General features: G+C 67.5%; 24 protein-coding genes. 4 read left to right on the forward strand and 20 right to left on the reverse strand.

The window, feature by feature from the left end; genetic code table 11:
* The coding region (locus NWF34_RS02025; RefSeq protein ID WP_258324110.1) for a 13E12 repeat family protein at positions 1 to 565 on the reverse strand (565 nt) is incomplete at its 3' end.
* Positions 566 to 742: 177 nt separating this feature from the next.
* On the opposite strand from NWF34_RS02025, the gene NWF34_RS02030 reads away from it, so the two are divergent.
* Positions 743 to 904 (forward strand): hypothetical protein, encoded by a 162-nt coding sequence (locus NWF34_RS02030; protein ID WP_258324111.1) that lies wholly within the window; start codon positions 743 to 745, stop codon positions 902 to 904.
* A 1-nt stretch (position 905) separates the two neighbouring features.
* Here NWF34_RS02030 and NWF34_RS02035 read toward each other — a convergent pair whose 3' ends face one another.
* The 4 genes from NWF34_RS02035 to NWF34_RS02050 all read right to left on the reverse strand — a co-directional run bounded on the left by NWF34_RS02035 (position 906) and on the right by NWF34_RS02050 (position 4,379).
* A complete protein-coding gene (locus tag NWF34_RS02035) occupies positions 906 to 1,109 on the reverse strand; it encodes a hypothetical protein (RefSeq protein ID WP_258324249.1) in 204 nt (67 codons plus the stop codon).
* Positions 1,110 to 1,276: 167 nt separating this feature from the next.
* Complete coding sequence (locus tag NWF34_RS02040; RefSeq protein ID WP_258324112.1) at positions 1,277 to 2,053, reverse strand: SDR family NAD(P)-dependent oxidoreductase; 777 nt, start codon at positions 2,051 to 2,053, stop codon at positions 1,277 to 1,279.
* Positions 2,050 to 2,991 carry an alpha/beta hydrolase gene (locus NWF34_RS02045; RefSeq protein WP_258324113.1) on the reverse strand — a complete coding sequence of 314 codons (942 nt, stop codon included), beginning with the start codon at positions 2,989 to 2,991 and terminating at the stop codon, positions 2,050 to 2,052. The genes NWF34_RS02040 and NWF34_RS02045 overlap by 4 nt, the downstream gene beginning before the upstream one ends.
* The gene (locus NWF34_RS02050) at positions 2,988 to 4,379 is read right to left on the reverse strand and encodes an NAD(P)/FAD-dependent oxidoreductase (protein WP_258324114.1); all 1,392 of its coding nucleotides are present in this window, start codon (positions 4,377 to 4,379) and stop codon (positions 2,988 to 2,990) included. Before NWF34_RS02050 ends, NWF34_RS02045 begins: the two co-directional genes overlap by 4 nt.
* 188 nt (positions 4,380 to 4,567) lie before the next feature.
* On the opposite strand from NWF34_RS02050, the gene NWF34_RS02055 reads away from it, so the two are divergent.
* Positions 4,568 to 5,170, forward strand: a complete 603-nt coding sequence (locus NWF34_RS02055; protein WP_258324115.1) for a TetR/AcrR family transcriptional regulator — start codon at positions 4,568 to 4,570, stop codon at positions 5,168 to 5,170.
* Between the two features lie 7 nt (positions 5,171 to 5,177).
* Here NWF34_RS02055 and NWF34_RS02060 read toward each other — a convergent pair whose 3' ends face one another.
* The 5 genes from NWF34_RS02060 to NWF34_RS02080 all read right to left on the reverse strand — a co-directional run bounded on the left by NWF34_RS02060 (position 5,178) and on the right by NWF34_RS02080 (position 10,877).
* Complete coding sequence (locus NWF34_RS02060) at positions 5,178 to 6,035, reverse strand: LLM class F420-dependent oxidoreductase (RefSeq protein WP_258324116.1); 858 nt, start codon at positions 6,033 to 6,035, stop codon at positions 5,178 to 5,180.
* 121 nt (positions 6,036 to 6,156) lie between these two features.
* The gene (locus tag NWF34_RS02065) at positions 6,157 to 7,209 is read right to left on the reverse strand and encodes a prenyltransferase (RefSeq protein ID WP_258324117.1); all 1,053 of its coding nucleotides are present in this window, start codon (positions 7,207 to 7,209) and stop codon (positions 6,157 to 6,159) included.
* Positions 7,206 to 7,934 (reverse strand): class I SAM-dependent methyltransferase, encoded by a 729-nt coding sequence (locus NWF34_RS02070; protein ID WP_258324118.1) that lies wholly within the window; start codon positions 7,932 to 7,934, stop codon positions 7,206 to 7,208. The genes NWF34_RS02065 and NWF34_RS02070 overlap by 4 nt, the downstream gene beginning before the upstream one ends.
* Positions 7,921 to 9,198, reverse strand: a complete 1,278-nt coding sequence (locus NWF34_RS02075; protein WP_258324119.1) for a glycosyltransferase family 4 protein — start codon at positions 9,196 to 9,198, stop codon at positions 7,921 to 7,923. Before NWF34_RS02075 ends, NWF34_RS02070 begins: the two co-directional genes overlap by 14 nt.
* A gap of 2 nt (positions 9,199 to 9,200) precedes the next feature.
* Positions 9,201 to 10,877 (reverse strand): FAD-dependent oxidoreductase, encoded by a 1,677-nt coding sequence (locus tag NWF34_RS02080; protein ID WP_258324120.1) that lies wholly within the window; start codon positions 10,875 to 10,877, stop codon positions 9,201 to 9,203.
* 100 nt (positions 10,878 to 10,977) lie between these two features.
* Here NWF34_RS02080 and NWF34_RS02085 point away from each other — a divergent pair, with 100 nt between their 5' ends.
* Positions 10,978 to 11,805 (forward strand): acyl-[acyl-carrier-protein] thioesterase, encoded by an 828-nt coding sequence (locus tag NWF34_RS02085; protein WP_258324121.1) that lies wholly within the window; start codon positions 10,978 to 10,980, stop codon positions 11,803 to 11,805.
* Between the two features lie 54 nt (positions 11,806 to 11,859).
* Here NWF34_RS02085 and NWF34_RS02090 read toward each other — a convergent pair whose 3' ends face one another.
* From NWF34_RS02090 to NWF34_RS02130, 9 genes are all read right to left on the reverse strand, one after another.
* Positions 11,860 to 12,411, reverse strand: a complete 552-nt coding sequence (locus NWF34_RS02090; protein ID WP_006436935.1) for a DUF3558 domain-containing protein — start codon at positions 12,409 to 12,411, stop codon at positions 11,860 to 11,862.
* Positions 12,408 to 13,292: a DUF3558 family protein gene (locus NWF34_RS02095; protein ID WP_258324237.1), complete on the reverse strand. Its 885-nt coding sequence runs from the start codon at positions 13,290 to 13,292 to the stop codon at positions 12,408 to 12,410. The genes NWF34_RS02090 and NWF34_RS02095 overlap by 4 nt, the downstream gene beginning before the upstream one ends.
* A 185-nt stretch (positions 13,293 to 13,477) precedes the next feature.
* Positions 13,478 to 13,672: a hypothetical protein gene (locus tag NWF34_RS02100; RefSeq protein WP_258324122.1), complete on the reverse strand. Its 195-nt coding sequence runs from the start codon at positions 13,670 to 13,672 to the stop codon at positions 13,478 to 13,480.
* A gap of 171 nt (positions 13,673 to 13,843) precedes the next feature.
* Positions 13,844 to 15,610, reverse strand: coding sequence for a hypothetical protein (locus NWF34_RS02105; protein ID WP_258324238.1), 1,767 nt, complete (start codon positions 15,608 to 15,610; stop codon positions 13,844 to 13,846).
* A gap of 174 nt (positions 15,611 to 15,784) precedes the next feature.
* Complete coding sequence (gene atzF, locus NWF34_RS02110; protein WP_258324123.1) at positions 15,785 to 17,455, reverse strand: allophanate hydrolase; 1,671 nt, start codon at positions 17,453 to 17,455, stop codon at positions 15,785 to 15,787.
* A complete protein-coding gene (locus NWF34_RS02115; RefSeq protein WP_258324124.1) occupies positions 17,452 to 19,521 on the reverse strand; it encodes a 5-oxoprolinase/urea amidolyase family protein in 2,070 nt (689 codons plus the stop codon). Before NWF34_RS02115 ends, atzF begins: the two co-directional genes overlap by 4 nt.
* Before the next feature lie 54 nt (positions 19,522 to 19,575).
* The gene (locus tag NWF34_RS02120) at positions 19,576 to 20,244 is read right to left on the reverse strand and encodes an urea amidolyase associated protein UAAP2 (protein ID WP_258324125.1); all 669 of its coding nucleotides are present in this window, start codon (positions 20,242 to 20,244) and stop codon (positions 19,576 to 19,578) included.
* A 28-nt stretch (positions 20,245 to 20,272) separates the two neighbouring features.
* Positions 20,273 to 21,124: an urea amidolyase associated protein UAAP1 gene (locus NWF34_RS02125; protein WP_258324126.1), complete on the reverse strand. Its 852-nt coding sequence runs from the start codon at positions 21,122 to 21,124 to the stop codon at positions 20,273 to 20,275.
* A gap of 22 nt (positions 21,125 to 21,146) precedes the next feature.
* On the reverse strand, positions 21,147 to 22,694 hold the full coding sequence (locus NWF34_RS02130) for an amino acid permease (protein WP_258324127.1): 1,548 nt from the start codon (positions 22,692 to 22,694) through the stop codon (positions 21,147 to 21,149).
* A 219-nt stretch (positions 22,695 to 22,913) separates the two neighbouring features.
* On the opposite strand from NWF34_RS02130, the gene NWF34_RS02135 reads away from it, so the two are divergent.
* Complete coding sequence (locus tag NWF34_RS02135) at positions 22,914 to 23,555, forward strand: TetR/AcrR family transcriptional regulator (RefSeq protein ID WP_258324128.1); 642 nt, start codon at positions 22,914 to 22,916, stop codon at positions 23,553 to 23,555.
* Between the two features lie 41 nt (positions 23,556 to 23,596).
* Here the strand turns inward: NWF34_RS02135 and NWF34_RS02140 are convergent, their stop codons facing one another.
* Positions 23,597 to 24,580 (reverse strand): hypothetical protein, encoded by a 984-nt coding sequence (locus NWF34_RS02140; RefSeq protein WP_024499773.1) that lies wholly within the window; start codon positions 24,578 to 24,580, stop codon positions 23,597 to 23,599.
* Positions 24,581 to 24,606: the final 26 nt, after the last annotated feature.

The raw sequence follows: 24,606 nt of genomic DNA on the forward strand, positions 1-24,606 counted from the left end.
CGGTGTCGTCGGCGAGTGTTCCGTCGGGGTCGAGGTGGGCCAACAGGCGGGCGCCGAGGGCGGTGATGTCGGCGGGGGTGTGGTCGACGGCGATTTCGGTCATCTGTCGTTCGGCGGCGAGTTTCACGTCGTGGTCGACGGCGTGCGGGATCTGGTCGAGCACGTCGATGACCGCACGCACATGCGCGGGGCCGACATGTCCGTCGGCGAAGGCGTCGGCCAGGGTGGGGTGCTGGGGTGGGAGTGGTTCACCGGTAGGGCTGGGAAAGGTTGCGGTGGCCGACATCTGGTCGCGGCGCCGCATGGGTTCGGCGATCCGGAGGCGGTGGGTCATGAACTGGATGACGCTGCGATGGCCGGTCTTACGGGGTAGGTCACGTTCGGTGGCTTCGACGACCTGACGGTCCCCGGCGAAACTCAGTCGCGCGACGGCACGTTCGGTCTCTGCAGCGACATCGACCAGTTCGGCATCCGAGCATTGCGTCAGGTCGACGGTCTGCAGCTCGTCGATGAGGGAGTGGAGCTGATCGACCAGCACGGCGGCGCTTGGTCTTGCGTCTGCCATGACGGTCACCCTCCGAACCGATAGTGCGAATGTATGTTCGACAGTACCCGCTATTCCGCTGTGCTGCAACGCTAATGAGGAACACACGATGACACGCAGCTTGTCGGTGGGATGGTGTAGGAGGTATGGCGTCGGGTCATCGGTGACAGTTCTGTATCAAGGCATCGGAGACACTCGGTGTATCAGGACCTCGGTGACGGTCTGGTTTGGTGGGACGTGAACCGCGGGGTTGGCGGTTGCCGAGTAGCTGATTCCGGCAGCGGGCCGTGGGTGTTCGACAAGGACCTCCCCGGCGGTGTTGGCGATAATGACCGGGTCGTCGACGGCGACGAGACCTGATCTAAGGCATGGTCCACATCACCATGTAGGTGACTGCGTTGACGCTGACGGTGCCCGAGGTGCTGATAGTTCGGACCAGGTGGTCGAACGCATCGACCTGGGCTTGCAGCTCGGACAGGGTGTCGGCCAACGGTTGTTTGTCCAGGTACCGAAACAGTGTCTGGGACAACAGGCCCGCGTTCAACCCGTCACGCCGGGGTCGCATCGGTCGACTCGAGGACTTGCCGGTGATCGTCTCGACCCCGAGGGCTTGGGCGTGTTCGACTGGGCTGCAGAGCTTTCTCGTAACCAGATGGAGCAGTGACGATGTCAGAGGCGTCTGGTACGGACGTCGTGGAACCGTTCGACAGCAGGGCGTCGCTCGTACGCTCGCTACTCCGGGAGCACCGGAGGCGCCTGCTCCAGCATCGCCCGCGCCTTGCCGAGGACGTCGGGATACCGCTTCAGGTGTGCGCCACCGTTGACGTCGAAGGCAGCCCCGGTGATCCACCGCGCCTTGTCGGAGGCGAGAAAGACGACGGTGTCGGCGATCTCGGCTGGTTCGCCGCTGCGTCCGAGCGGGGTGTTCTCGATGTACTCCTCGGTGAGTCCGGGGACGAATCCGATGCCCTCGGTCAGCGGCGTCGACACCAGACCCGGCGACACGGCATTGACCCGTATCCCCCGGTCCGCCAGTTCCAGGGCAGCGACCTCGACGAGCATCAGGACCCCCGCCTTCGACGCGCAGTACGACCCCATCCCGGCGCCTGGCTGCCGACCGTTGAGCGAGGCGATACAGGTGATCGAGCCGCCGTCGGCGATCCGACGGCCGGCGTGTTTGATCACCAGGAACGTGCCGGTGAGGCAGACGTCGACGGTGTGACGCCAGGCGCTCAATTCGAGTTCGGTCAGGGCACCCGGATCCGACAGGCCCGCACAGTTCACGACCGTGTCGAACTCCCCGACCGCGTCGAAAGCGGCGACCACCGAGTCTTCGTCGGTGACGTCGAGACCCAGCGCACGGACCGTGTCACTTCGCTCGGCGGCGACTCTCTCGGCACGCTCGGCGTCGACATCGGCGACGACGACCTCCACTCCGTCGGCCGTCAGCGCGTCGACCGTCGCCAGCCCGATACCCGACGCCCCGCCGATGACGATCGCGCGCTTCACCGGGCGCTCACGGCCTTGTCCGCGAGGTGGCGGGTGAGGAACGAGACCGCATGTCCGACACACGGTTCGAACCAGTCGTTGCCCTCGAAGACGTCGAAGTGGTCACACGGATAGTGCCTGACCTCGGCGCGCGCCTTGAAAGCCGTCTTGGCCGCCGCCTGCGGCGGCGCAGCCGAGTCGTAGTCGGCGATCTGGACGAGCACCGGGGCATTGAGGTCGCCGACATGCTTGTCGGCCCGGAACCCGCCGACCTCCAGACCGACCGACGCGTCGACCTCGTTGCGCCACGACGGTCCGGCAATGGCCAGGTAGCTCTCCAGGAATCCGGGGGCGGTCAGTGCCGCATCGCGGTCACCCGGCTCGCCGACCACGCGCATCATCTTCGGGCCGCGCCCCAGCTTCGACGACACGGCACTCGCCACGGCCGACGCGGTGGAGCGCGCGATGGCCGCACCTCCGACCTGGTCGTAGGCCACGCGACCGGCGGCCAGACCGTTGACGAGCGGGATCACCGAGATCACCGCGGCGACGTCGAGACGACCGCTCGCGACCGTCAGCGCATGACCGCCCGATTGCGAAACACCCCAGAGGATCACCCGATTCGGGTCCACACCGGGTTGCTTCTTGGCGGCCACGATCGCGGCCCGGTAGTCGTCGGCCTGGCGTTCCAGCGAGATCTGCTGCCGCGGTTGCCCATCCGAGAGACCGAAACCACGGTAGTCGAAGGCGAAGACGGCGAGTCCGGCCTCCGAGAATCGCTGTGCGAACGGTGCGAGACCCGAATCCTTGGTGCCCGCGAAACCATGCGCCATCACGACGACGGGGCGTTTGCCGTCGATCTGGAAAGGCGAGCCCGACGAACCGGCGAAGAACCAGGCATCGCATTCGGTGCCCGCCGACGGGAAACGGACGGTCTGCGCTCCGGACGGTGTGGTCATGCGGTGGCCTCCGTTCCCGAGACGCTTGCGACAGGAGCGTTGTCCGCCACTCCCGCCCAGGTCATCGGCCCCTGTTCCTGCGCGCGGCGTCGGCCGTTGGGGATCTCCTTGGTACGCATGTTGTGTTCGTAGAGGTAATGGTCGAGCTGCTGGGTGTGGCGTGCGCTCTGCACCATGTGGCCGGTGAAGAACTGCGTGTCCGCGGCTATCGTCTCCCGCATCTCCGCCACCGATGGTGGGCGATAGTGCCCGGTCGCGTACGCGCCGATGAGGCGCGCCTGGCATTCGACGAACGGGAACAGTGTCGGGACCGCCTGGGCGAATCCGGCGAAGACGAGGTCGTCGATACCCGGGTAGAACATCCGCTTGTACAAGTCGATCCGGTTGTCCGGCGCGCTGATGAAGTCGGGGTCGAAGAACGGGAAGGTGATGTTGTAACCCGTTGCGTAAATGATGATGTCGAAGTCGTCGGAGGTGCCGTCGTCGAAGTGGACCGTCGACCCGTCGAGGCGACTGACATTCGGCTTCGCGATGACATCACCGGAGCCGAGTCGCAGCGGCAGCTCCACCGATTGCGTCGGGTGTGCCTCGAAGAACTTGTGATTCGGCGTCGGCAGACCATAGTCCTCGGGGCGTCCGGCGGTGACCGGCTGCATCATCTGGACGAACTTCCGCTGCCACGACATCGGGATGTGGGGGGAGGTCTTGTAGTACTTGTCGGCGGGCTTGCCGCCGAAGTACTTCGGCACGATCCAGGCCCCGGACCGGGTGGACAGCGTCAGCTTGTTGTCCAGCGCCTTCGACGACAGTTCGACCGCGATGTCGGCGGCGCTGTTACCCAGGCCCACCACGAGAATGCGTTTCCCCGAGAAGTCATGTGGCGTCCGCGGATCGATGTAGTGATGCGCGTGCATCTCGATGCCGTCGAACTCGCCCGGGAAGTTCGGGAAACGCGGGTCCCAGTGATGTCCGTTGGCGACGATGAGGAGGTCGAACCGGCGTCGTTCACCGTGTTGGGTCTCCAGCTCCCAGCCGCCGCCGTCGAGCCGGCGTGCGTGTTCGACGCCATTGGTGAACTCGATCGAGGGGATGAGGTCGAAGGCCTCTGCATAGGCGTCGAGGTAGGCCTTGATCTGCGTGTGGTGCGGGAAGTCGGGATACTCGGCCGGCATCGGGAAGTCGCGGAAGGACAGCTGGTGCTTGGAGGTGTCGATGTGCAGCGACCGGTAGGCACTGCTGTGACCGTTCGGATTGCCGAACGCCCAGTTGCCGCCGATGCGGTCGGAACTCTCGAAACACGTGTACGGGACGCCGTAGTCGGTGAGCATCTTGCCTGCGGTCAGACCGCTGATCCCGGCGCCGATGATCGCGGTGGTCGGTAAGCGCACGCTTCCTCCTCTGGACAGACATCATTTCTGGACAAACATCGGGTGTAGACACAATCTGGTTTGTGTCTACACGATGGTCGGGTCCGCGTACACAGATTCCGCCGAACTGTCTACGGCCTTGTTAGTCTTCGCCGGAGCACACACGCCGGAACGAGCAACGCAGACCGCAGAGCAACGCAGGAGAACCCGTGACCGAGACAACCAACCCGTCGGTTCACGACCGCCTGCTCGACGCCACCGAGAAGTTGCTGGCGGACAAAGGTATTCGCGCCACCACGATGCAACAGGTCGCCGAGTCGGCCGGGGTCTCCCGAGCCTGGCTGTACCGGCACTACCCGGACAAACCGTCCATGATCGGCGCCACCATCGTGCGACTGACGGAATCGTTCTGGCGGGACGCACGGACCGCGCTCGACGACATCGGCGATCTCGCCGGTCAGCTGACCGCCGGTGTGCGGATCGGCCGCGGCGCCTACGACGACCCCGGCACCCTCCTGATGCGGCTGCGTACCGAGGAACCGACAGAGTTCGCCGAATGCGCGGGCGTCGGCGTCGTGAAACTGGTCCCCGACCTCGCGGGCTTCTGGTTCCCCTACGTCGAGGCGGCCGCCGCCCGCGGCGAGATCCATCCCGCGCACGATCTGCACGAGGTCGCCGAATGGGTTGCGCGCGTGTTGATCAGCCTCGGAACCACGCCGAGCGAGACCATCGACATCGACGACGCCGGACAGGTCCGGCGCCACCTCGACCGTTTCGTGATGCCCGGCCTGCGCACCGACCCCGGCGCCTGACGGACCGCTAGACGACCGCCGGTGCGAGCTCGAGCTTGCCGGCCAGCTTGGCCAGGTATCCGCTGGCGCGCTCGACCGAGTCGTCGGGAAGGCCGTACAGCACGGTCGTGACACCGATCTCACGCCACTTCTCGAGCTTCTCGGCCACCGGCTTGAAGTCGAGGACGACGACCTGCGGGTCGCCGTCCCGGCCGGCGTCGGCCCAGATCTGCTTGAGCAGCGCCACCGAACCCTCGATGTCGTCTTCGCCCGGCGTGGTGATCCAGCCGTCGGCGCTGCGGGCGATCCACTTGAAGTTCTTTTCCGTGCCGGCGCCGCCGACCTGCACCGGAATGTGCGCCTGCGTCGACTTCGGCCACGCCCAACTGGGACCGAACCTGACGAATTCGCCGTCGAATTCGGCTTCTTCCTGCGTCCACAGCGCTCGCATGGCCTCGAGATACTCGCGCAGCATGGTCCGGCGACGCTTCGGTGGCACGTGGTGGTCTTCGAGCTCGTCGAGGTTCCATCCGAATCCGACGCCCAGGGTCACTCGGCCGTCAGAGAGGTGGTCGAGCGTCGCAATGGTCTTGGCGAGGGTGATGGGATCGGACTGCACGGGAAGAGCCACCGCGGTGCCCAGTCGAATCCGCTCGGTCACCGCGGCTGCGGCGGCGAGTGACGTCCACGGGTCGAGGGTTCGCATGTACCGATCGTCGGGCAGGGTCTCGTCACCGGTCTGCGGATGCGCGGCGTCGCGACGAGTGGGGATGTGTCCGTGCTCGGGGACGTAGTACGACGCGAAGCCGGCGTTCTCGATCAGCGGCGCCAGGATGTGCGGCTTGAGTCCGCGATCGCTGGTGAACTGTACGATTCCGAAATCCATGAGGGCCTCCCCGGGCGCCGTTGCTGCCGCCCTCATCAGAATCGGACGGTTGACTGGACACCAGTCTAGGTGATGGGCGCCACAGAGACCAGGGGTTCAGACCAGCTACCCAGAAGAGGAACTAGGGCGCGACGGCTAGGCGCTGCCGGACGTCTCGGAAGATCCCGTTGGCGACGCTGGTGCGGCTCACGGCGTCGGCCGCCAACACGACGGCCGCCGATGTCCAGCAACTCTTCTCCACCGGCCAGCGCTTGCCGTCCGCGAAAACCAGTCCCGTCCAATATGATCCGTCGGGATCGCGCAGGTGCTGAATGGAGGCGATCAGTTCGATCGCATCAGCAGTGTCGCCCAGCGAGTCGAGAGCCAGTGCCAGCTCGCAGGTTTCGGCGCCGGTGACCCATGGACGGTGGTCGACGCACCTCACCCCCTTGCCGGGGACGACGAACTGGTCCCAGCGACGGGCGATCAGTTCCTGCCCCTCCTGGCCGCGCACCGCACCACCGAGGATCGGGTAGTACCAGTCCATCGAGTGTTCGGACGGGGGCGTGAAGATCTCCCACTCGTCCCGCACGATGTCGGCGCGGATCGCATCCCCGAGCATGGTGTGGGCGACGATCCAGTCCTCGTCGGGCTGATCCATCTGACCGGCGATCCGGATCGCACAATCCAGAGCCTGAAAGATGCTGGAGTTGCCCGTGATCAGGGCTTCACCGAACATCGCGCCGGTGCGGTGGTCGCCGCCCCAGCGGAACGCGCCGTCCTCGCGCTGGAATCGGAGGACGCAGTCGATCGCCGACCAGACCACCGGCCACATCCGTTGCAGGAAGGCATCATCCCCGGTGATCAGGTAGTGGTGCCACACCCCGACCGCGATGTAGGCGCAGAAGTTGCTGTCGGTCCCGGCATCCTCGACCTTGCCGCACACGGTGCGGATCGGCCAGGAGCCGTCGGACCGCTGCTTACGCCGCGACCACTCGTATGCCGCTTCGGCTTCGGAATGAAAGCCGGTCACCGACAACGCCATCGCCGATTCGATGTGATCCCAGGGATCGGTCTGCCCGCCGGGGAACCACGGCAGTGCGCCGGATTCCTCCTGCATGCCGACGATCGCCGCGCCGGTGGCGCGCATCTGCTCGGCGGTGACCACTCCAGGGACAGCCGGAGCGGCCGTCATGAAGACGCAGCAGTCTCGGGCTTACGGAGATACAGGGCCACGGACTTGCCGATGATCGGGTTGAGCACCTGCTCACCCACACGGGTCAGCCACGGCTTGCTCATCATGTCCCAGACGAGCAGCTGATGGTAGCCCTTGACCAGCGGATTGTCGTTGTTCTCCACGCCGACAGCACATTTCAGCCACCAGTACGGTGCGTGAAGAGCGTGAGCGTGATCGGTTCCGGTGACCTCGAGACCCGCAGTGCGCAGCTTGCCGGCGAGTTCGGAGGCCTTGTAGATGCGGACGTGTCCGCCTTCTACCTCGTGGTATTCGTCCGACAGGGCCCAGCAGACCTTCTCCGGCCAGTACCGCGGCACCGTCACCGCGGCCACCCCACCGGGCTTGAGAACGCGAACCATCTCACTGATCGCGCCCTCGTCTCCCGGGATGTGCTCCAGGATCTCCGACATCAGCACCACGTCGAAGCTGCTGTCCGCGTACGGGAGACGCAGTGCGTCACCGACCTCGGCGCGCGCCTTGGCCGAAGCGGGCACATGCCCTTCGGCCGTCATGGCGTCGAACATCTCCGCGACATCGGCCATGTCGCTCTCCGACATGTCGAAGGCGATGACGTCCGCTCCTCGCCGGAACATCTCGAAGGAGTGTCGTCCCTGACCCGCCCCGATGTCGATCGCCTTGGTGCCCGGGCCCACGCCCAGACGGTCGAAATCAACTGTCAGCACTCGATGTCCCTTCTGTTGCTCGCCGGTGTCCGGCCAGCACGGTTTCGTAATGGGCCGCCGTCTTCGCGGCCACCGCCGCCCAGCTGTAGTTCTCCTCGGCCCGGCGCCGTCCGCCCGAGCCCAGACGAGCCCGCAGCTCGGCGTCGTCGAAGAGTCGACCGATCGCCTGCGCCAGACGCCCGGAGTCCCGCGGCGGAACCAGCAGCGCGGCTTCCTCGCCCGTGCCGACGACCTCCGGGATCGCGCCGGCGCGAGTGGCCACGAGCGGTGTGCCGCAACTCATCGCCTCGACCGCCGGCAACGAGAAGCCCTCGTACAGGGACGGCACGCACGCAACCTCGGCCGAGGCCAGCAGTTCCGCGATCTCGGAGTCCTCGAGTCCCGAGACCACCGACACCCGATCGGCGATCGCGAGATCCTCGATCAGCTTGGCAGACGGTCCATTCGGGTCCAATTTGGACACCAGTACCAGATTGACGTCGTCCCGTTCGGCGGCGAGCTTCGCCACCGCCTCGAGCAGGTACGACACACCCTTGAGAGGTGCGTCTGCACTGGCGATGCTGACGATGCGCCCCGGTACGCGTTCAGTTCCGGGCGTGAAGATCTCGGTGTCGACGCCGAGCGGAATCGTCGTGATACGGCCCGACGGGATGTCGAAGGCCTTGCGGATGTCGACCTCGCTGCTGCGGGAGACGGTGAGCAGTTCCGGGATCCGGCGCGACACGCGTCCCTGCATACGCAGGAAGGAATGCCACCGCCACGCGGTGATCTTGCGCCAGCCCTTGGCCGCGCGGACCGCGAGGGTGCGGTCCCGCGTGATCGGGTGGTGGATCGTCGCGATCAGCGGGAAGCCCGCTTTCTGGATGTCGAGCAATCCGTAACCGAGACACTGGTTGTCGTGCACGATGTCGAAGTCGTCGCGCCGCTCCTTCAGCAACCGGGCGACCCGGAGGCTGAAGGTGAGCGGCTCGCCGAAGCTCGCCGTCCACATCGATCCGACCTCGAGCAGGTCGATCCAGTCTCGGTACTCGCTCAGTCCCGGGGTACGGAAAGGGTCCGGCTCGTCGTAGAGCCCGAGGCTCGGCACCTTGGTGATCGTGACACCGGCGTCGATGGCCGACTGGTCCAGTTCCGGGTACGGCTGTCCCGAGAAGATCTCGACGCTGTGCCCGAGAAGTGCGAGTTCACGGGACAGATGACGCACGTACACCCCCTGCCCACCGCAATGAGGTTTGCTGCGGTAGGACAGCAGTGCAATCCGCACGGTTACTGCGCCCCGGCGGTGGCAGCCGCCTCGAACTCGGAGATGCTCACGAACTTCGCACGCGCACGGCCGGCCGCCTTGCCCGCCGACTTCTCGGCGGCGTCGATGGCCTTCCACCCGGCGAGGTCGATGCGGTTGGCACCGCGATCGGCGACGAGCGCGGCGACATCGTCACGCGGGGTCGACGGATCGGCGATGGCGCCGGCGACGAAGTCGTCGATCACGGCGCGCGCCGTCTCCTGACCACACAGCCGATTCATGCCGATCCCGCCGGTGGCCCCGCGCTTGATCCACCCGGTGACGTACAGGCCCGGCATGACCTCGCCGTCAGCGGCAACCTGGACGCGCCCCCCGGCATTCGGGACGACGCCGCGTCCCTCGTCGAAGGGGAGGTCGGTGACCGGGACGCCCCGGTAGCCGATGGCTCGCAGCACCAGGCCCGTCTCGAGGTCGAACCGCTCATCGGTCGGCATCACGGCCACTCGTCCGGAGGCGTCGGTGTAGGCATTGCGCACGCACGTCAGCGCGGTCGCCTCTCCGTCACCGGCGATCTCCACCGGAGACGTCAGAAAGCGGAACACGATGCGCTTGTTGCCGGGCGTCTGCGGCCGTTCGGTGAACTCGCGGGCCAGCCGGATCTTGGTCGCGATGGTGGAGTCGAGCGTGTCGTCGGCCAGCGCCGCCTCGGTGGCCGGGTCGAGGGCGAGGTCCTCGGGATCGATGACCACGTCGACCCCCTCGACGTCGCCGAGGGCCAGGAACTCACTGTTGGTGTAGGCGGCCTGGGCGACGCCTCGCCGGCCGAGCAGCACGACCTCCTTGATGTTCGACTCACGCAGGTTCGCCAGGGCGTGGTCGGCGATGTCGGTCTTGGCCAGCTCGTCGGGATCGGTCACGAGGATGCGTGCCACGTCGAGCGCCACGTTGCCGTTTCCGACCACCACCGCGCGCTCCGAGGACAGGTCGACATCGAGGTCGGCGAAGTCCGGGTGGCCGTTGTACCAGGCGACGAACTGGGTGGCCGCGACCGAGTTGCGCAGGTCCTCCCCCTCGATGCCCAGCCGCTTGTCGGTCGCGGCACCCACCGCGTAGATGACCGCGTGGTAGCGGGCGACGAGTTCGTCGTGGCTGATGTGCTTGCCGACCTCGACGTTGAGGTAGTAGTCGAAGTTCTTCTTGGCGGCGACGGACGCGAAGGTCTTCTCGACGCCCTTGGTGGCGGCGTGGTCCGGGGCGACGCCCGCGCGGACCAGGCCGTAGGGCGTGGGCAGGCGATCGAACATGTCGACCTTGATGCTCTGCTTGCGCACGAGTTCCTCGGCGGCGTAGAAGGCGGCCGGCCCGGCGCCGATGATCGCCACGTGCAGCTCCTTGTCGGGCAGCTGCGGCGACTTGCGCGGCGGGACGAGCCCGCCCTCGACGTCGTGGTCCTTGTAATAGTCCGCGTTGATCTGCAGATACGGCTCGTCGCGCTCGGTGAGCTGATCGTCGGGGAGGATCGCCTCGACCGGGCACTCGTCGATGCACGCGCCGCAGTCGATGCAGGTCTCCGGGTCGATGTAGAGCGCCTCGGCCGTCAGGAATTCCGGCTCGTCGGGCGTCGGGTGAATACAGTTCACCGGACACACGCTCACGCAACTCGCGTCGTTGCAACATGGCCGGGTAATCACATGCGCCATCTGCTGTTTCCTCGTAATCCAACACGTAGAACGTGTTCTAGTTTCGGCCTTGACTGTATCTTAACTGCAAAGATACCTGCGACCCATTGAAGGGACTCGAGTGAGCCAGGTTACTTCAGGTGTAGAACCGGGATCGTTACCGGCCCGCAAGGACGGCGCCCGGTTCTACCAGGCGCAGTACCGGATCCGGACCGGTGATGTCGATCAGGACATGCGGGTGCGGCTCGACGCCGTCGCTCGATACCTGCAAGACATAGCCAACGACAACCTCGAGGCCACGGAGTTCGGCAAGACCGAACCGTTCTGGATCGTCCGGCGAACCATCATCGACGTCGTCCGGCCGATTTCCTGGCCCGGGACGGTGACCGCCCAGCGCTGGTGCGGGGCCCTGTCGACGCGGTGGACCAACATGCGGGTGCGTCTCACCTCCGATCACGAGACCAACCGGTTCAATCCAGACCCGCGTCCCGAGGGCCTGATCGAGACCGAGGCGTTCTGGATCAACGTCAACGACAAGGGCGTGCCCTCGCGGCTGTCGGACGAGGCCTTCGAGATGCTGTCGTCGATGACCGACGAACACCGTCTGCGGTGGAAGTCGATGAACCCGGAGAAGGCTCCGGCCGCCGAGGACATCCCGTTCCCCGATCGCGAGCACGTCCTGCGCATCACCGACTTCGATCCGTTCAAGCACCTCAACAACGCCGCCTACCTCGAGGCCATCGAGGACGAGCTGGTCGAACACCCCGATCTCGTCGACATGCCGCACCGGGTGGTCATCGAGTACCTGCGGCCCATCGTCCCCGGGACGCGCCTCACCCTTCGTCGCGTCCGCGAGGGCGACCAGCTGACGGTGTGGCTGCTGGTACCAGGGTCCGGCGACGAGCTGGTCGTTGCCGCGAGTGTGGTGGTGGGGCCGCTACCGGCCTGACCCTTCGTGACGGCCCTCCGCAAGCTCCGGGCCTCCTCAGGGAGCGATGGGGAGCTACTGACCGCCCTGGAGGAGCAGTTCCATCAGCTTGATCGGGGCTGCGCACGGGTCCCCCTGGGGCGCGCTGCGGGGTTCGACGAACCAGGTGAAGATCCCGCGGCTGGGTGCCCGCGCGGTGACCCCGCAGACTCCCGGACGGTCGGGACTGCGCTGGGTGAAGGCGGACTGGCTGGCGACCTTGATGTTCTCGGTCTGGAATCCGAGCTTCTTCGCCGTCTCCTTCTCGAGGTTGACGTTGCCCCATTCGAACCAGTTGAACGTCACGCTGACGACGTCGGTGGCACCGGACACGAGCCACCGGCAGATGGCACCGCTGAAGGATCGCTCGGCGAATCCACCGCCGGCCACGACGTCGGCGATCATGGCGTCGGGGAGCACGTCGCATTCGAGGAGCAGCTTGTCGAACTGATCGGTGTCGATGTCACTGCTGCCGGACTGTCCGGCGGCGCCGACCGGCACCGGCTCACCGTCGACCGTTCGTGCACACCCGGCGAGCGCGGTCAGGCCGAGGAGAAGGGCGATGAGAACCGCCAGCGGCCGCCTCATGACGCACGCTCGATGGACAATGTCGCCAGCTCCCGCGCGGCGTCGCAGATCTGCTCGATCGGACGGGCCTGCTGCGCATCGCCGCGGATGGACCATTCGAAGAAGTCCGCCCCGAAACCGATACCGACCTCACAGATCTGACCGGACTGGGTGTAGCCGATGAACCCCTGATGACCGTCGATCTCGAGTTTGTTCGTGACATCGCGCGACAACTTGACGTTGGCCTCTTCCCGGCCGATGGGCGAACCCCGGTACCAGTTGAACGAGGCGACCGCGCCCGTGCGCGAGCCGGTGGTGTCCCATTCGCACACCGACGTGTTGTTGACGGTCTCGGTGAGTCCGCCGAAACCGGTGATCCGGGTGACCTCTTCCAGCGTCACGCCGCCACACTTGCCGAAGAACGGTCCGGAGCCCGCCTGGGCGGGGGCCTCCGGGGTGTTGGGCTTGTTCGGGTCGACCGGCTCGTCGTCCGAACAACCGCCGACCAGCAGCACGACGACGGCGAGGACAGCGACGAGGAAGCTCGAGTCGCGGAGCCGATCGAGTTGTCGCCGTTCACGTTTGGTGGGCCTCCCGGCGCCGCGGTCACGACGGGGCTGGCTCGCGAGGATCTCCTTGGGCGGAGGTGGTGGGGACCGGTCGACGAAACACTCGGCGGCCATCGGCGCGGACACCCGCTTGTTGATCGTCTTGGTCACCTCGACGATGCGTTCGCGCCCGGCCAGACGGACACGGATCTCGTCGCCCGGAACCACGGGCTGAGCGGGTTTCGCGGTGACACCGTTGACCCGCACATGGCCACCCCGGCAGGCCGCACCCGCCGCGGATCGGGTCTTGGTGAGACGAATCGCCCAGATGTAGGCATCGACGCGCGTGGACATGGTCAGCGACCCGGCCGCCCGGCCGCCGGGCCGTGGTGACGACCCGAATAGTCGATCATGTGCCCGCACTCCCTTCACCCGCATGTGCCCGCCGCCGACGCGCACGGCGTCGCGGTCGAGCTCAGTGGCCACCACTGTAGCCGCGCCCGCCGTCGAGTCGGGGTTTCACCGCGCGGGCGACGTGCTCACCGTTTGCGGGTCAACAGATACCCTCCGCCGCCGACGGCGAGGATGGCGAACAGGATCGCCAGAAACGTCTGGTCGAGCAGCAACAGGACCACGAACACGGCGATGCCCGGCGAGACCGCGACCAGGCTCATCACCGGATGCTCTCGGACGACCTCCGACACCGCTCTGCTTCTGTCGCGATCGATCGCCATCACGGCCTCCCTGCTCGGCTCGGCTTTTCGTCCAGCGTAGTCATTCCCTGCCCACCACGGCCGCGCATCGATCCGACGACCGACAGTGAGCCCGCGAGAGGCCGGAAAATGGTCGACGCCCCGGCACGGATCGAGTCCAATGCCGGGGCGCCGGTCTGGGGGCGGCCGGTGTCAGGCCGCTTCTGCGCCGGAGCTGCTCGACGAGTCCGAGTCCGGTGCGCTGCCGGAGCCGGTGTCCGAACCCGCGTCGCCGCCGCTTTCCGAACCGGCGTCGCTGCCACTGTCCGAACCGGAACCGCTGTCGGAGCCGCTGCCCGATTCACCGCCGTCGTCGTTGCCAGAACCGTCGTCGTTGCCCGAACCGTTGTCGTTGCCCGCACTGTTGTCGTTGCCCGAACCGTTGTCCGAGCCGGCATCGGTGCCCTCGGCGTCGACCGCGGTTTCGGGGGCGCGGTGCTTGCCCTCGTAGGTGGCGCGATGCTTGCCGACGTATTCCTCGACGACGTCGCTGCCCGAGTCGTCCTCGGCGACCTCCTCGGTGTCCGCGAAGGTCGTCGCCGCGAACTCGGTGGGAGCGGAGGCCGCGACCCGGGCGACGGTGTTCTGCCGCGGGATCACGGCATCGTCGGTCGCCGGGATACCGAAGGGGAACTCGTAGCTCGGTATGTGGATCACCGGGACGATCTCGCCGGTGTCGAGCTGACCGAAGGAGATGACCGGGCGGCCCAGACGATTGGGCCGGAGTTCGCCGTTCACCTCGACCAGGGGACGGAAGGTGACCGTGGAGCCGAGCCAGTCGACGGTGATCGGCCCGGTGAAGCCGTAATCGCTGGTGAGGCGGAGGAAGTTGCCACTGAGCAGGCCGTGGTCGCCTCCGACACTGAGCCGGGCGAAGTCCTTGGAGAGGGAGAACCAGTCTCCGTCGAAGTCGACACCCTCGCCGCCGAGCAGCGCCGACGCCAGGCCGGACAGGATCTCGAGACCCGCGCCGCCCAGTACGCCGGTCGGGTCCGCCATGAGCGCAGTCGGGTCGGTGAGCGCGAACTGCACCTCGCCGTTGGGCTGCTGGTAGCGGAAGTCGAAGGTTCCGGCGACATTCGCACACGCGCCGACGCCGTCGGCGTAGCCGGCGGTGAGTCCGCCATAGCAACCGACGCCCGTGACCCCCGGGATGGTGGTCAGGGGTTTGCCGAGAACGGTCACGTCGAGGTCGCCGGTGTTCCACGCGTGGGCCGAACCGATCACCGCGAAGGCGAACGCCGACCGGCCGTCGCTCGCCCCGGCGGTCGCGATGCTCAGCGGCAGGTAGGAGACGGCGGTGGCATCACCGTCGCGGTATGCGAGGGCAAACTGGAAGCCGTTGCCCTTGACCGTCGCCGAGCCGGTGGTGTCGGGTTCGGGTGTGATCTCGGAGGGCAGCTCCGTCTGGAAGATCGGCACGAGAATGACGTTCGCGGCATCCTTGATCCACTGCGGAATACCGTCGTAGAGCTCCTTGAACGAGCCGTACACGCCGACCGGGACCAGCTCGAGGCTGTCGGGCAGCACGACCGCGACGCCGAATCCACCGAGGTCGGTGGAAGAATCGGAGCAGTCCGCTCCCCCATTGCCACCGCCCGATGCGCAGAGCTCGATCCGCCACGCCTCGACGAGCTCGGCCAGGGCCTCGTTGTTGATGTCGGCGAAGAGGTCGCCCAGCGGATTCGTACCGTACTCGTTCTTCAGGACCTTGATCTGGTTCGCCAGACCGGAGCCGGTCGTGGGGGTCGGCCACAACGACAATGCCTCTGCCGCCGCCGGTTCCATCGCCTGTCCGGCGCCGATCGCGGCGACCGTGGCGAGCGCGGCGGCGCCCGCCACGACGCGGTGCTGGCGCTTCTGCTTGCGGTCCGCGCGGCGCGCGACCTTCTCCGAACGCTGAATTCCGTTCCGCCCCATGCTGGTCACTCGTCCAACTTTCTTCTCCCACCCCTTGCGCTGAGTGAAGTTCAGCATCGGGGATCGAAAATTGGTAGCCGACCCGACGAGACGGCACGAAACCCGCGCGCTGGACAGACGACCAGGTCGGGCGGTGCGCGTCTCCCGTGGAGCGTTCGGTTCCGGATGGGCGGCCTACCAGCGGTCGCGGTCGAGTTCCGTCCCGGCAGCACCGGCGTCGGCGGCGCAGCCGAAACCGACGATCCACCGCGCCGGTCCCGTCTCGCCGGCGGCCACCTCGACCTTGCCCAGCATCATCGGTTCCGGCAGAGCGGCGAGGAACTCGCCGAGCGCGGCCGGCGACAACCGCCAGATCTCGCCCCGAATGGCCCGTCCGGCACCAGGATCGCGTATCAGGCCCGGTTTCGGCGGGGTGGTGTCGAGCGCTACGAGTCGGTAGGTCGGGGTCGTGGTGATCTCGCCCGCCCATCGGGCGCCACGCTCGCTGAGCTCGTGGGTGAGCGGTCCGCCCCGCATGTGCGCCCCGAAGACCGCGAGCTCGATCGACTCCGTGGTCTCCACCCACGACGCCCGGATGTCGGCGTCACCGAGGAATCGTCCCGCCACGTCGACGAGGACCGCATCCTCGTGTGCCATACCCAGGAAGGTGACGCCGAATTGCGCCTCGGTCCCGTCGGTTTCGGATACGACGCCGCTCGGGACGGCGAGGCCGCAGAGATCGAACAGATTGCAGAAGTTGGTGTACGTGCCCATCCGGGAGTTGACGCCGACCGGATCGTCGGCGACCTCGGCGATCGTCGGGTGCGCCGGCGCGGTCGGGACCATCAGCACGGTGGCGTCACCCCACTCCCCCATGGCCTCCGCCCGGAGTTCGGCAAGGCGGCGGCGCGCGCGGAGGAGGTCCACGGCAGTGAATCGGGCTGCGGCACCGATGATCCCGGCGACGGTGGGGTCGATCCCGGCGTCGACCGGGTCCGCCGAATCCAGGAAGTCACCGACCGCGTCGTGCCGTTCGGCGACGAGCGCGTCCTCATACAGAAGTTTCGCGGCCGCCAGAAAGGGCGACAGGTCGACGGTCTTGATCACGAGTCCGGCGGCCTCGGCCCGCAGCACCGCCTCGGCGAACGCCGCGCGCCAGGCCTCGTCGAGTTCAGACAGGTCGGCGGGCACGGCGACCACGGGACGTTCCGGTGCGGCCAGCGGCGCCGACGAGCCGAACGGCCTCGGGCCCTGCGCTGCAGCCATCGCCGACATGGCGCGGTTCGCCAGCGGGAGGTCGGCGGCGAAGATCGTGACCGTGTCATAGCTTGCACACGCCGGCACGACGCCGTCGGTCGAGATCGCCCCGACCGTCGGCTTGACGCCGACGAGCCCTTGGAGGCCCGCGGGTACGCGGCCCGATCCGGCGGTGTCGGTGCCGATCGCGATGTCCGCGAATCCGAGCGCAACCGCCACCGCAGATCCCGAACTCGAACCGCCCGAGATGCGATCAGGCCGTCGCGAATCACGCACGGCGCCATGAGGACTGCGCGTTCCCACCAGTCCGGTCGCGAACTGGTCGAGGTTCGTCTTCCCGATCACCACGGCACCGGCGGCGCGCAGTGCCGCGACCGCGGGTGCATCTGCGGTCGGCGTGGAGGCGTAGCCCGGGCAGGCTGCGGTGGTCGGCAGGCCGGCGACGTCGACGTTGTCCTTGACGGCGAGGATCATGCCGGCCAGCGGCCCGCCGGACGCGAGTGCCGCATCGAACTCGGCCGCGACGTCCGCCTGCGGACGCAACGTGATGAACACCTCGGGACGGTCCGCCTCGGCGATCCGCGTGTAGACCTCGTCGACCTTGCTCATGCCACTCGCTCCTCGTTCCCCACGCCGACCACTGCCGTCTCGGCGCCGTTGCTGTCGTCGGCGAATTCACCCTGCGCCGACCATCTCTGACGCTCCTCGGCCCGGGCGATCTCCATCTTCTCCCGCCGAGAGGCGATGTCGACGGCATTGTCTTCGAGGTACTGCTGGTGTTCTGCCAGCGAGAAGACACCGTCGACGATCCTGGTGCTGTCCCCGCGTCCGGCAGCGACGTCGGCGCGCATGTCGAGGAGTTCCTCGGCACTCACCGGGTACCAGTGGATACGGTCGAAGAAGCGCAGCAACCATGGGTGTTCGGGGTCGAAACCGGGCGCCGGTTGCGGGTGCCGATGGTTCCACACCTGCGTGGTGCGTCCGACGAACTGATAGCCGCCGGGACCCTCCATGCCGTAGATGCACAGGTAGGCACCGCCGATACCGACCGCGTTCTCCGGCGTCCAGGTCCGCGCCGGGTTGTACTTCGTCGTGACGAGCCGATGGCGGGGGTCCAGCGGAACCGCCACCGGCGCACCGAGATACACGTCGCCCAGGCCGAGCACCAGATAGCTGGCGTCGAACACGGTGCGATAGACGTCGTCGACGGAGTCGAGGCCGTTCATGCGGCGGATGAACTCGATGTTCCACGGGCACCAGGGAGCATCGGACCGAACGCCGAGCATGTAGCGCTCGATGGCCTCCCGGGTGGCCGGGTCGTCCCACGACAGCGGTAGGTGGACCGTACGGCTGGGCACCACGAGATCCTCGGCGGCGGGAAGTTGGCTCTCGCATTCGGTGAGCCATTCGAGCATCTGCGCCTGTGACCACACATCCGGGTCGGCCTTCACCTGCAGCGACCGGATGCCGGGCGTGAGATCGATCAGACCCCGGGGCTCTTCGGCGGCGATGCGCTCACTCAGCGCGTGCACACGTGCCCGGAGCGCGAGATCGAGTTGCATGTCGCCGTATTCGACGAGGATGTTGTCGTCTCCGGAGCGGCGGTACGTCACCGACGTCGACCCGTCGGCGGTCGTCGTCGAGCCGAGGATGCCGTTGTCGGCGTCGCCGCCCGAGGACAGCACGTCGACGAAACTGGCGCGCCGGCCGAGGCCGGTCTCCTTGGGCGAGGCGGTCTCCGCACTGCGCACGGCCACGAAGCGGATCGTGTCACCGGGCTTGAGCTGACCGAGCTTCCACCGCTGGGCGGTCACGACCGTCACCGGGCACACGAATCCGCCGAGGCTCGGCCCGTCGGGTCCGAGAAGGATCGGCGTGTCACCGGTGAAGTCCAGGGCACCAACGGAGTACGCGTTGTCGTGGATGTTCGACGGATGCAGTCCGGCTTCGCCGCCGTCATTGCGCGCCCATCGCGGCTTGGGACCGATCAGCCGGATGCCCGTGCGGTCGGAGTTGAAGTGCACCTCGTAGTCGGTGGCGAACAGGTCGGCGATGTCGGCCTCGGTGAAGAACTCGGGTGCGCCGTGCGGACCGGCGGTCACCGCCAGTTGCCAGGTGTTGGTCAGGGCGGGTTGTTCGTCGCCGAGAATGCGCCGCGCCGGACCGGTCGGACCGCCCAGCAGTGCGAGCTGATCGCCCGCCGCGAGTGGCCGGCCGTCGAGTCCACCGAAACGCCCCATCGTGAAGGTCGAACGGCTTCCGAGATAATCCTCCGCGTCGAATCCGCCCGACACCGCGATGTATGCCCGCATTCCCAGCGACCCGACGGTACCCACGTCGAGGACGTCACCCGCACCCACCGACAACGGAACCCATTGCGGCACTGGGCGTCCGTTGAGCGTCACGGCGACCGGCGCACCGGTGACCGCCACGACGGACTCGGCCTCGAAACGCAATGCCGGACCCATGAGGGTGATTTCGAGGCCGGCCGCCGCCTCGGGGTTGCCGACCGCGAGGTTGGCGAGCCGGAACGACAGGTCGTCCATCGGCCCGGAGGGCGGTACCCCGACCTTCCAGTACCCGGTACGACCAGGCCAGTCCTGGATGGTGGTGAGCGGGCCGGACCGTAGGACGGTGACGGGGGCCGGCGTGGGGGCCCCGGTGGAGGCAGACATGGTGTGGTCCCTCGGTGAGTCGGTGAGCTGTACGGATTCGACGCGGTGGAGGTGTCAGACGGCCGGTCGGGTCACGATGACCCGGACCGCGGTCGGGTCGAATCCGTTGCACGGGTTGTTGATCTGCGGGCAGTTGGAGATCAGCACCAGGGTGTCGGTCTCGGCGCGCAGCGCGAGGCGCTTTCCGGGGGCCGACAGTCCGTCGACGATGCCGAGAGACCCGTCGGGGTCGACCGGCACGTACATGAAGAAGTTGACGTTGCCGACCAGGTCGGCCTTGCCCAGTCCGTGCCGGCTGCCCTCGATCAGGAAGTTCTCGACACACGCGTGCTGATGCTTGGTGTGGTGGCCGTAGCGGAGGGTGTTGGACTCCTGCGAGCACGCACCACCGACGGTGTCGTGGTTGCCGACCTCGTCGGCGACGATCGTCATCAGCGGGTCGCCCTCCTGGTCGCGGATGACGGTGCCGGTGGTCAGGAAGATGTTGCCCTGCGCGGCGATCGTGGCCTGCGCCGAGTAGCGCTTTGTGTGGTCGTCGGCCCCGTAGAAGAGGGTGTCCACGGCCTGGTTGCCGTGTAGGTCCACGATGGTGAGCACGTCGCCGGCTGCGACGACACCCGACCAGGGGCCGCGTTCACCTACGGTGTCGTCGTGGACGACCGTGCCGGTGACGAGGGCGAGATCGGCGGCGGGTGCCGCGGCGAGATCGATGGTGGCGGTCATGAGTGTTCGGTCCTCTCGGGATGGGAGCTCAGAAACGGGCTGCGGCCCAAGCGTCTTCGGAGTTGTCGACGGCCCGTTGGTATTCAGGATCGGTGTCGGCGACGCCGGCCAGCAGCGCATCGAGTTCGGCCCGGGCCTTCCACGCGAGCACCTCGAGCGGGGTGGTGTCGAAGGTCGGCGACGGGTCGACGGGGTGTGCGGTGTTCACGATCGCCACGACGCACGGCAGGTGCAGGATGAGGTCGACCGACTTGTCGGCACCGGCGGAACCGGTGGAGCGCAACGAGCCGTCGTCCTCGACCTTCACCCCGTGGAAGAACGACACCGAGGGTGCGACGTCGGACGGCGTCAGGCCGTGCTTGGCGGCGGCGAGGATGAACATCTCGCGTCCCGCCGCGGTTGCCGAATGTACCTGTCCGTCGCCGTATTTCGCGATGTTTCCGGCGAGAGTGGTCGTGCCGCAGAGGGCGTCGTGGTGGCCGGACTCGTCGGCGACGACGGTCGCCAGGACGCGTCCCTGATCACTCAGCAACGGATGTCCGGCGCCGAGATAGGCCTGCCACGGGACCTTCACCGTGTCGGCGACATTGAGCCGCTCCCACGGCGCGTCGGCGCGCCACATCAGGATGTGGGCGCAGGCCGAACCGGCGACGTCGTGCAGGCGCAGGCGCGTACCGCGGGCCAGGACCTTGCTGGTGTAGCGCCCACCGGGCACGGTCTCGGCCCAGGTCAGGGATGCGGGCTCGATGCCGGCGGGCGGGTTCGGCCAGTTCGACGCCGGGACGACCGGCATGCTGTCGGTGATACGGCCGGCCTGCGACCGGGCGTGCTCGCGGGCTCCCGCGGTGGTCCCGGTGGCGGTGTTGGTGATGGTGGTCATTCTGGTGACTCCTCGGAGTTGTTCAGGAAGCGGGGAAGGTGACGGGCTTCGGATGTTCCTTGCCGCGTGGGAAACACGCGATCCCGACGAGGACGGTGACGGCGATGCAGATCGGTCCGGCCCAGCGCAGGATCGGCATCTCACCCGCGGGATCGAAGACCTCTGCGCGTGGCCAGGCCAGGTTGATCACCATGAGCGCTCCGTAGAGCACCGCGAGAGCGTTGACGACGATCCCGAGGCGACCCAGGCTGAACAGCTTCTTGCCGCCGGCGTCGACGCCGCCCCGGTGCGGCCAGCCCTGGAACCGGCGGTAGAGCATCGGACCGGTGACCGCGAGGTAGGCCAGGTAGATCAGGATGATGCAGACGCTGGCGAGGGTCGCGAAGATCGCGGAGTTGCCCACGTTGACCAGCAGGATGCCGATGCAGAGCACACCGATCAGGATCGACGGCGCGATCGGGGTACCGGTACGGCGGTTGACGTGGGACAGCTGCGCCGAGAACGGGAGCCGGCCGTCGCGGGCCATCGAGAACATCAGCCGCGAGCACGCGGTCTGGATGGCGAGGGTGCAGATGAAGATCGCCACCGCGACGTCACACAGCAGGACCTTGCCCCAGAAGCTGCCCAGCACCGAATCCAGGACGTAGGGCAGTCCGCCGATCGCGAGTTCCTCACCGAGCGTCGGCGCTGCCATGAGTGCACCGAGCAGCATCAGTCCACCGCCGACGGCGGAGACGGTCAGGGCCATCCGGATGGTGCGCGGTGCGACCCGTCGCGGGTCCCGGGTCTCCTCGGCGAGTTCGCCTGCGGAACCGAAGCCGACCATCACATATGCGGCCATCAGGCCGGACACGATGAACGCCCAGATGTAGCCGGGTTGCTGCCCGGGGACGCCGGTGTCGAAGACGACGTCGGGACCGCGGCGGGCGTGGGTGAACAGCGCGAGGATCACCGCGGTGACGCCGACGAGTTCGCAGATGACGCCGATGCTGTTGACGCGGCTCATCCAGGTGACGCCGACACAGTTGATCGCGGTGACGATCACCAGGAGGATCGAGCCGAGCAGCACCGCATTCGCCGCACCGCTGGTACTGGTCAGCGTCGGGTCGTCACCGACGATCTGGAAGCCCGTCCACACCGCAGGCAGGACCACCTGCAGCGCGATGGCCGCGGCGGCGGCGGTGACGATCTGCGCGATCATCATGAACCATCCACCGAACCAGCCGATGACCTCACCGCCCAGGCGCCGGGACCACTGGTAGATGGCACCCGAGATCGGGTACCGCGCAGCGATTTCCGCGAAGCACAGGGCCACCAGGAACTGGCCTGCGTAGACGATCGGCCAGGTCCAGAAGAACGCCGGTCCGCCGAATCCGAAGCCGAGTCCGAAGAGCTGGAAGATCGTGGTCAGGATGGAGACGAACGAGAAGCCTGCGGCGAAGGAGGCGAATTTGCCGAGCGAGCGGTGCAGCTGCTGCTCGTAACCGAATTCGGAGAGGTCGTCGGCGTCGAGGTCGCCGGCCGGCGCGGTGGCCGGTGGCGCGACAGCCGTTTCCGGGGTTGAGGTCATGGTGCGTTCTTTCTTGTCGAGGAGCTCCTCGTCGAGCGCGAATCTGTCAGTTGATAGATAAGCGAACGCACATTTCTTGCGGTTGACAGTTTTGTTCCGACTGCGAAAACGGGCGTAACGAGTGCGTTAATCGATGCAGGTCGAGGTATCGCAACGGCCTCTGGAGTCGCTCACACATGGTCCACTGGGTCGAGAACATCCACCGACGCAGGAGGAATCATGGCGACCGGCACGCGCTCGGCCACCACATCCGGCGGTCCCGGGCGCCCACGCCTGGTGCCGTCGAGACGTCGGGGCGAGACCGCCCGCGACGAGATCCTCGACGCCGCCGCCGAGCTCTTCACGCGCCACGGCTACACCGGGACATCGACGCGGATGATCGCCGAGGCCGTGGGAATCCGTCAGGCGTCGATGTACCACTACTTCGGCACCAAGGACGACATCCTCGCGAACCTGCTGGAGACGACCGTGTTCGCCTCGGTCGAGCAGGCCCGCGCTCTGCTCGACACCGAGGGACCGGCGTTGGACCGGCTGCTCATCCTGGCCCGGTTCGACGTGGAACAGCTCGCCCGCGCACGCTGGAACCTCGGCGCGCTCTATCTGCTACCCGAGGTGGGCGAACCCCGATTCGTCGAATTCCGCTCGGCGCGACAAGAACTCGCCGCAGCCTATGCGGCACTGACGTCCGCGGCGCTGGGCGATCCGGCGGACAAGCGCTGTCTGCTGCCGTTCCGCCTCGTGGAGTCGGTCATCATGATGCGCGCCGACGAACAGCGCGGCGAGCTCGGCAGCCACAGCGCCGAGGGTCTCGTCGGCACGATCGTCGGCGCGATCCGGATGCTGACCGAACATCGGCCCTGACACAGTCCGCGACTGCGCCAGGGCCGATCCTTCGGTTGCGCTCAGCAGCTGCCGACGGCACCTCCCTGCAGTGCGACCTCGGCCATCCGTGCCCACGTGCACGGCACCGCGTCACGACGGGCCGGCTGTGACGGCGCGACCTGTTTGACCGCCGGTGTCGGTGTCACGCGCTTCACCGCGGGCGAAGGGGCAACCTGCTTGACGGCGGGCACCGGGGTCAGCCGCCGGATGGCGGTCGCCGGTACCGGCGGGGCCACCTGGGCCGGGGCCCGGTCGAGCGAGACCGACGTCGGCTGTGGCCGCGTGGCCGGCTTCCGGTTGAGCGGCACCTTCCACCCCTTGTCGTAACCGTGCGCCGCGCCGATGGCGACACCGGCCGTCACCGCCGGCAGCGCGACCAGAGTGGCGACCAGCGCGGTCCCGACGAGCGGTCCCACGACGAGACCTGTTGGCAGGAACGGAATTCCGAAGAGCAGTCCCAGTCCGCCACCGACCACGCCGCCGACTGCCACGGCAAGCGGAGCCGCGACACCGGCGCCGATCACACCACCGACCGCGGCGTCGCCGACCATCTGTTCGGCGACCTTGTCCGCACGAGCCGCCGAAACCCCGTTGCTGCGCAGGACGTCGGAGATACCCGCCACGAGTTCACCCGAGCCGGCACTGATGTCCGAGGCCAACTGCCGGGACACGACGCTGGGGCGACGTAGCTCGAGATTGCCGATACGCACGACGTCACCGGTTCCGGCCGCCCGATCGGCGACCCGACGGGCGGGCCCCAACGGCGTCGGATGCACCGACACATCACCCGGCAGCACCCGCGGCCAGGTCGACGTCACGACCGATTCCTGGTTCCCGCCAACGGTGTTCGACACCACCACCTGGGACACCGGACGAAGGCCCGGCAACGTCCCGATCGGCGGGGCCCCGGCGGGAATCCCCGCCGAGGCGAGGTCCGGTGTCGGCGGCCCGGCCCCTGGAGTGGCTGCGTCGGCAGGTGCGGTCACCGCGAACGACGCGGCCATCGCACATCCCAACAGTACGACCGCTG

Source organism: Gordonia sp. GONU, assembly GCF_024733855.1.
Lineage (GTDB): Bacteria > Actinomycetota > Actinomycetes > Mycobacteriales > Mycobacteriaceae > Gordonia > Gordonia amicalis.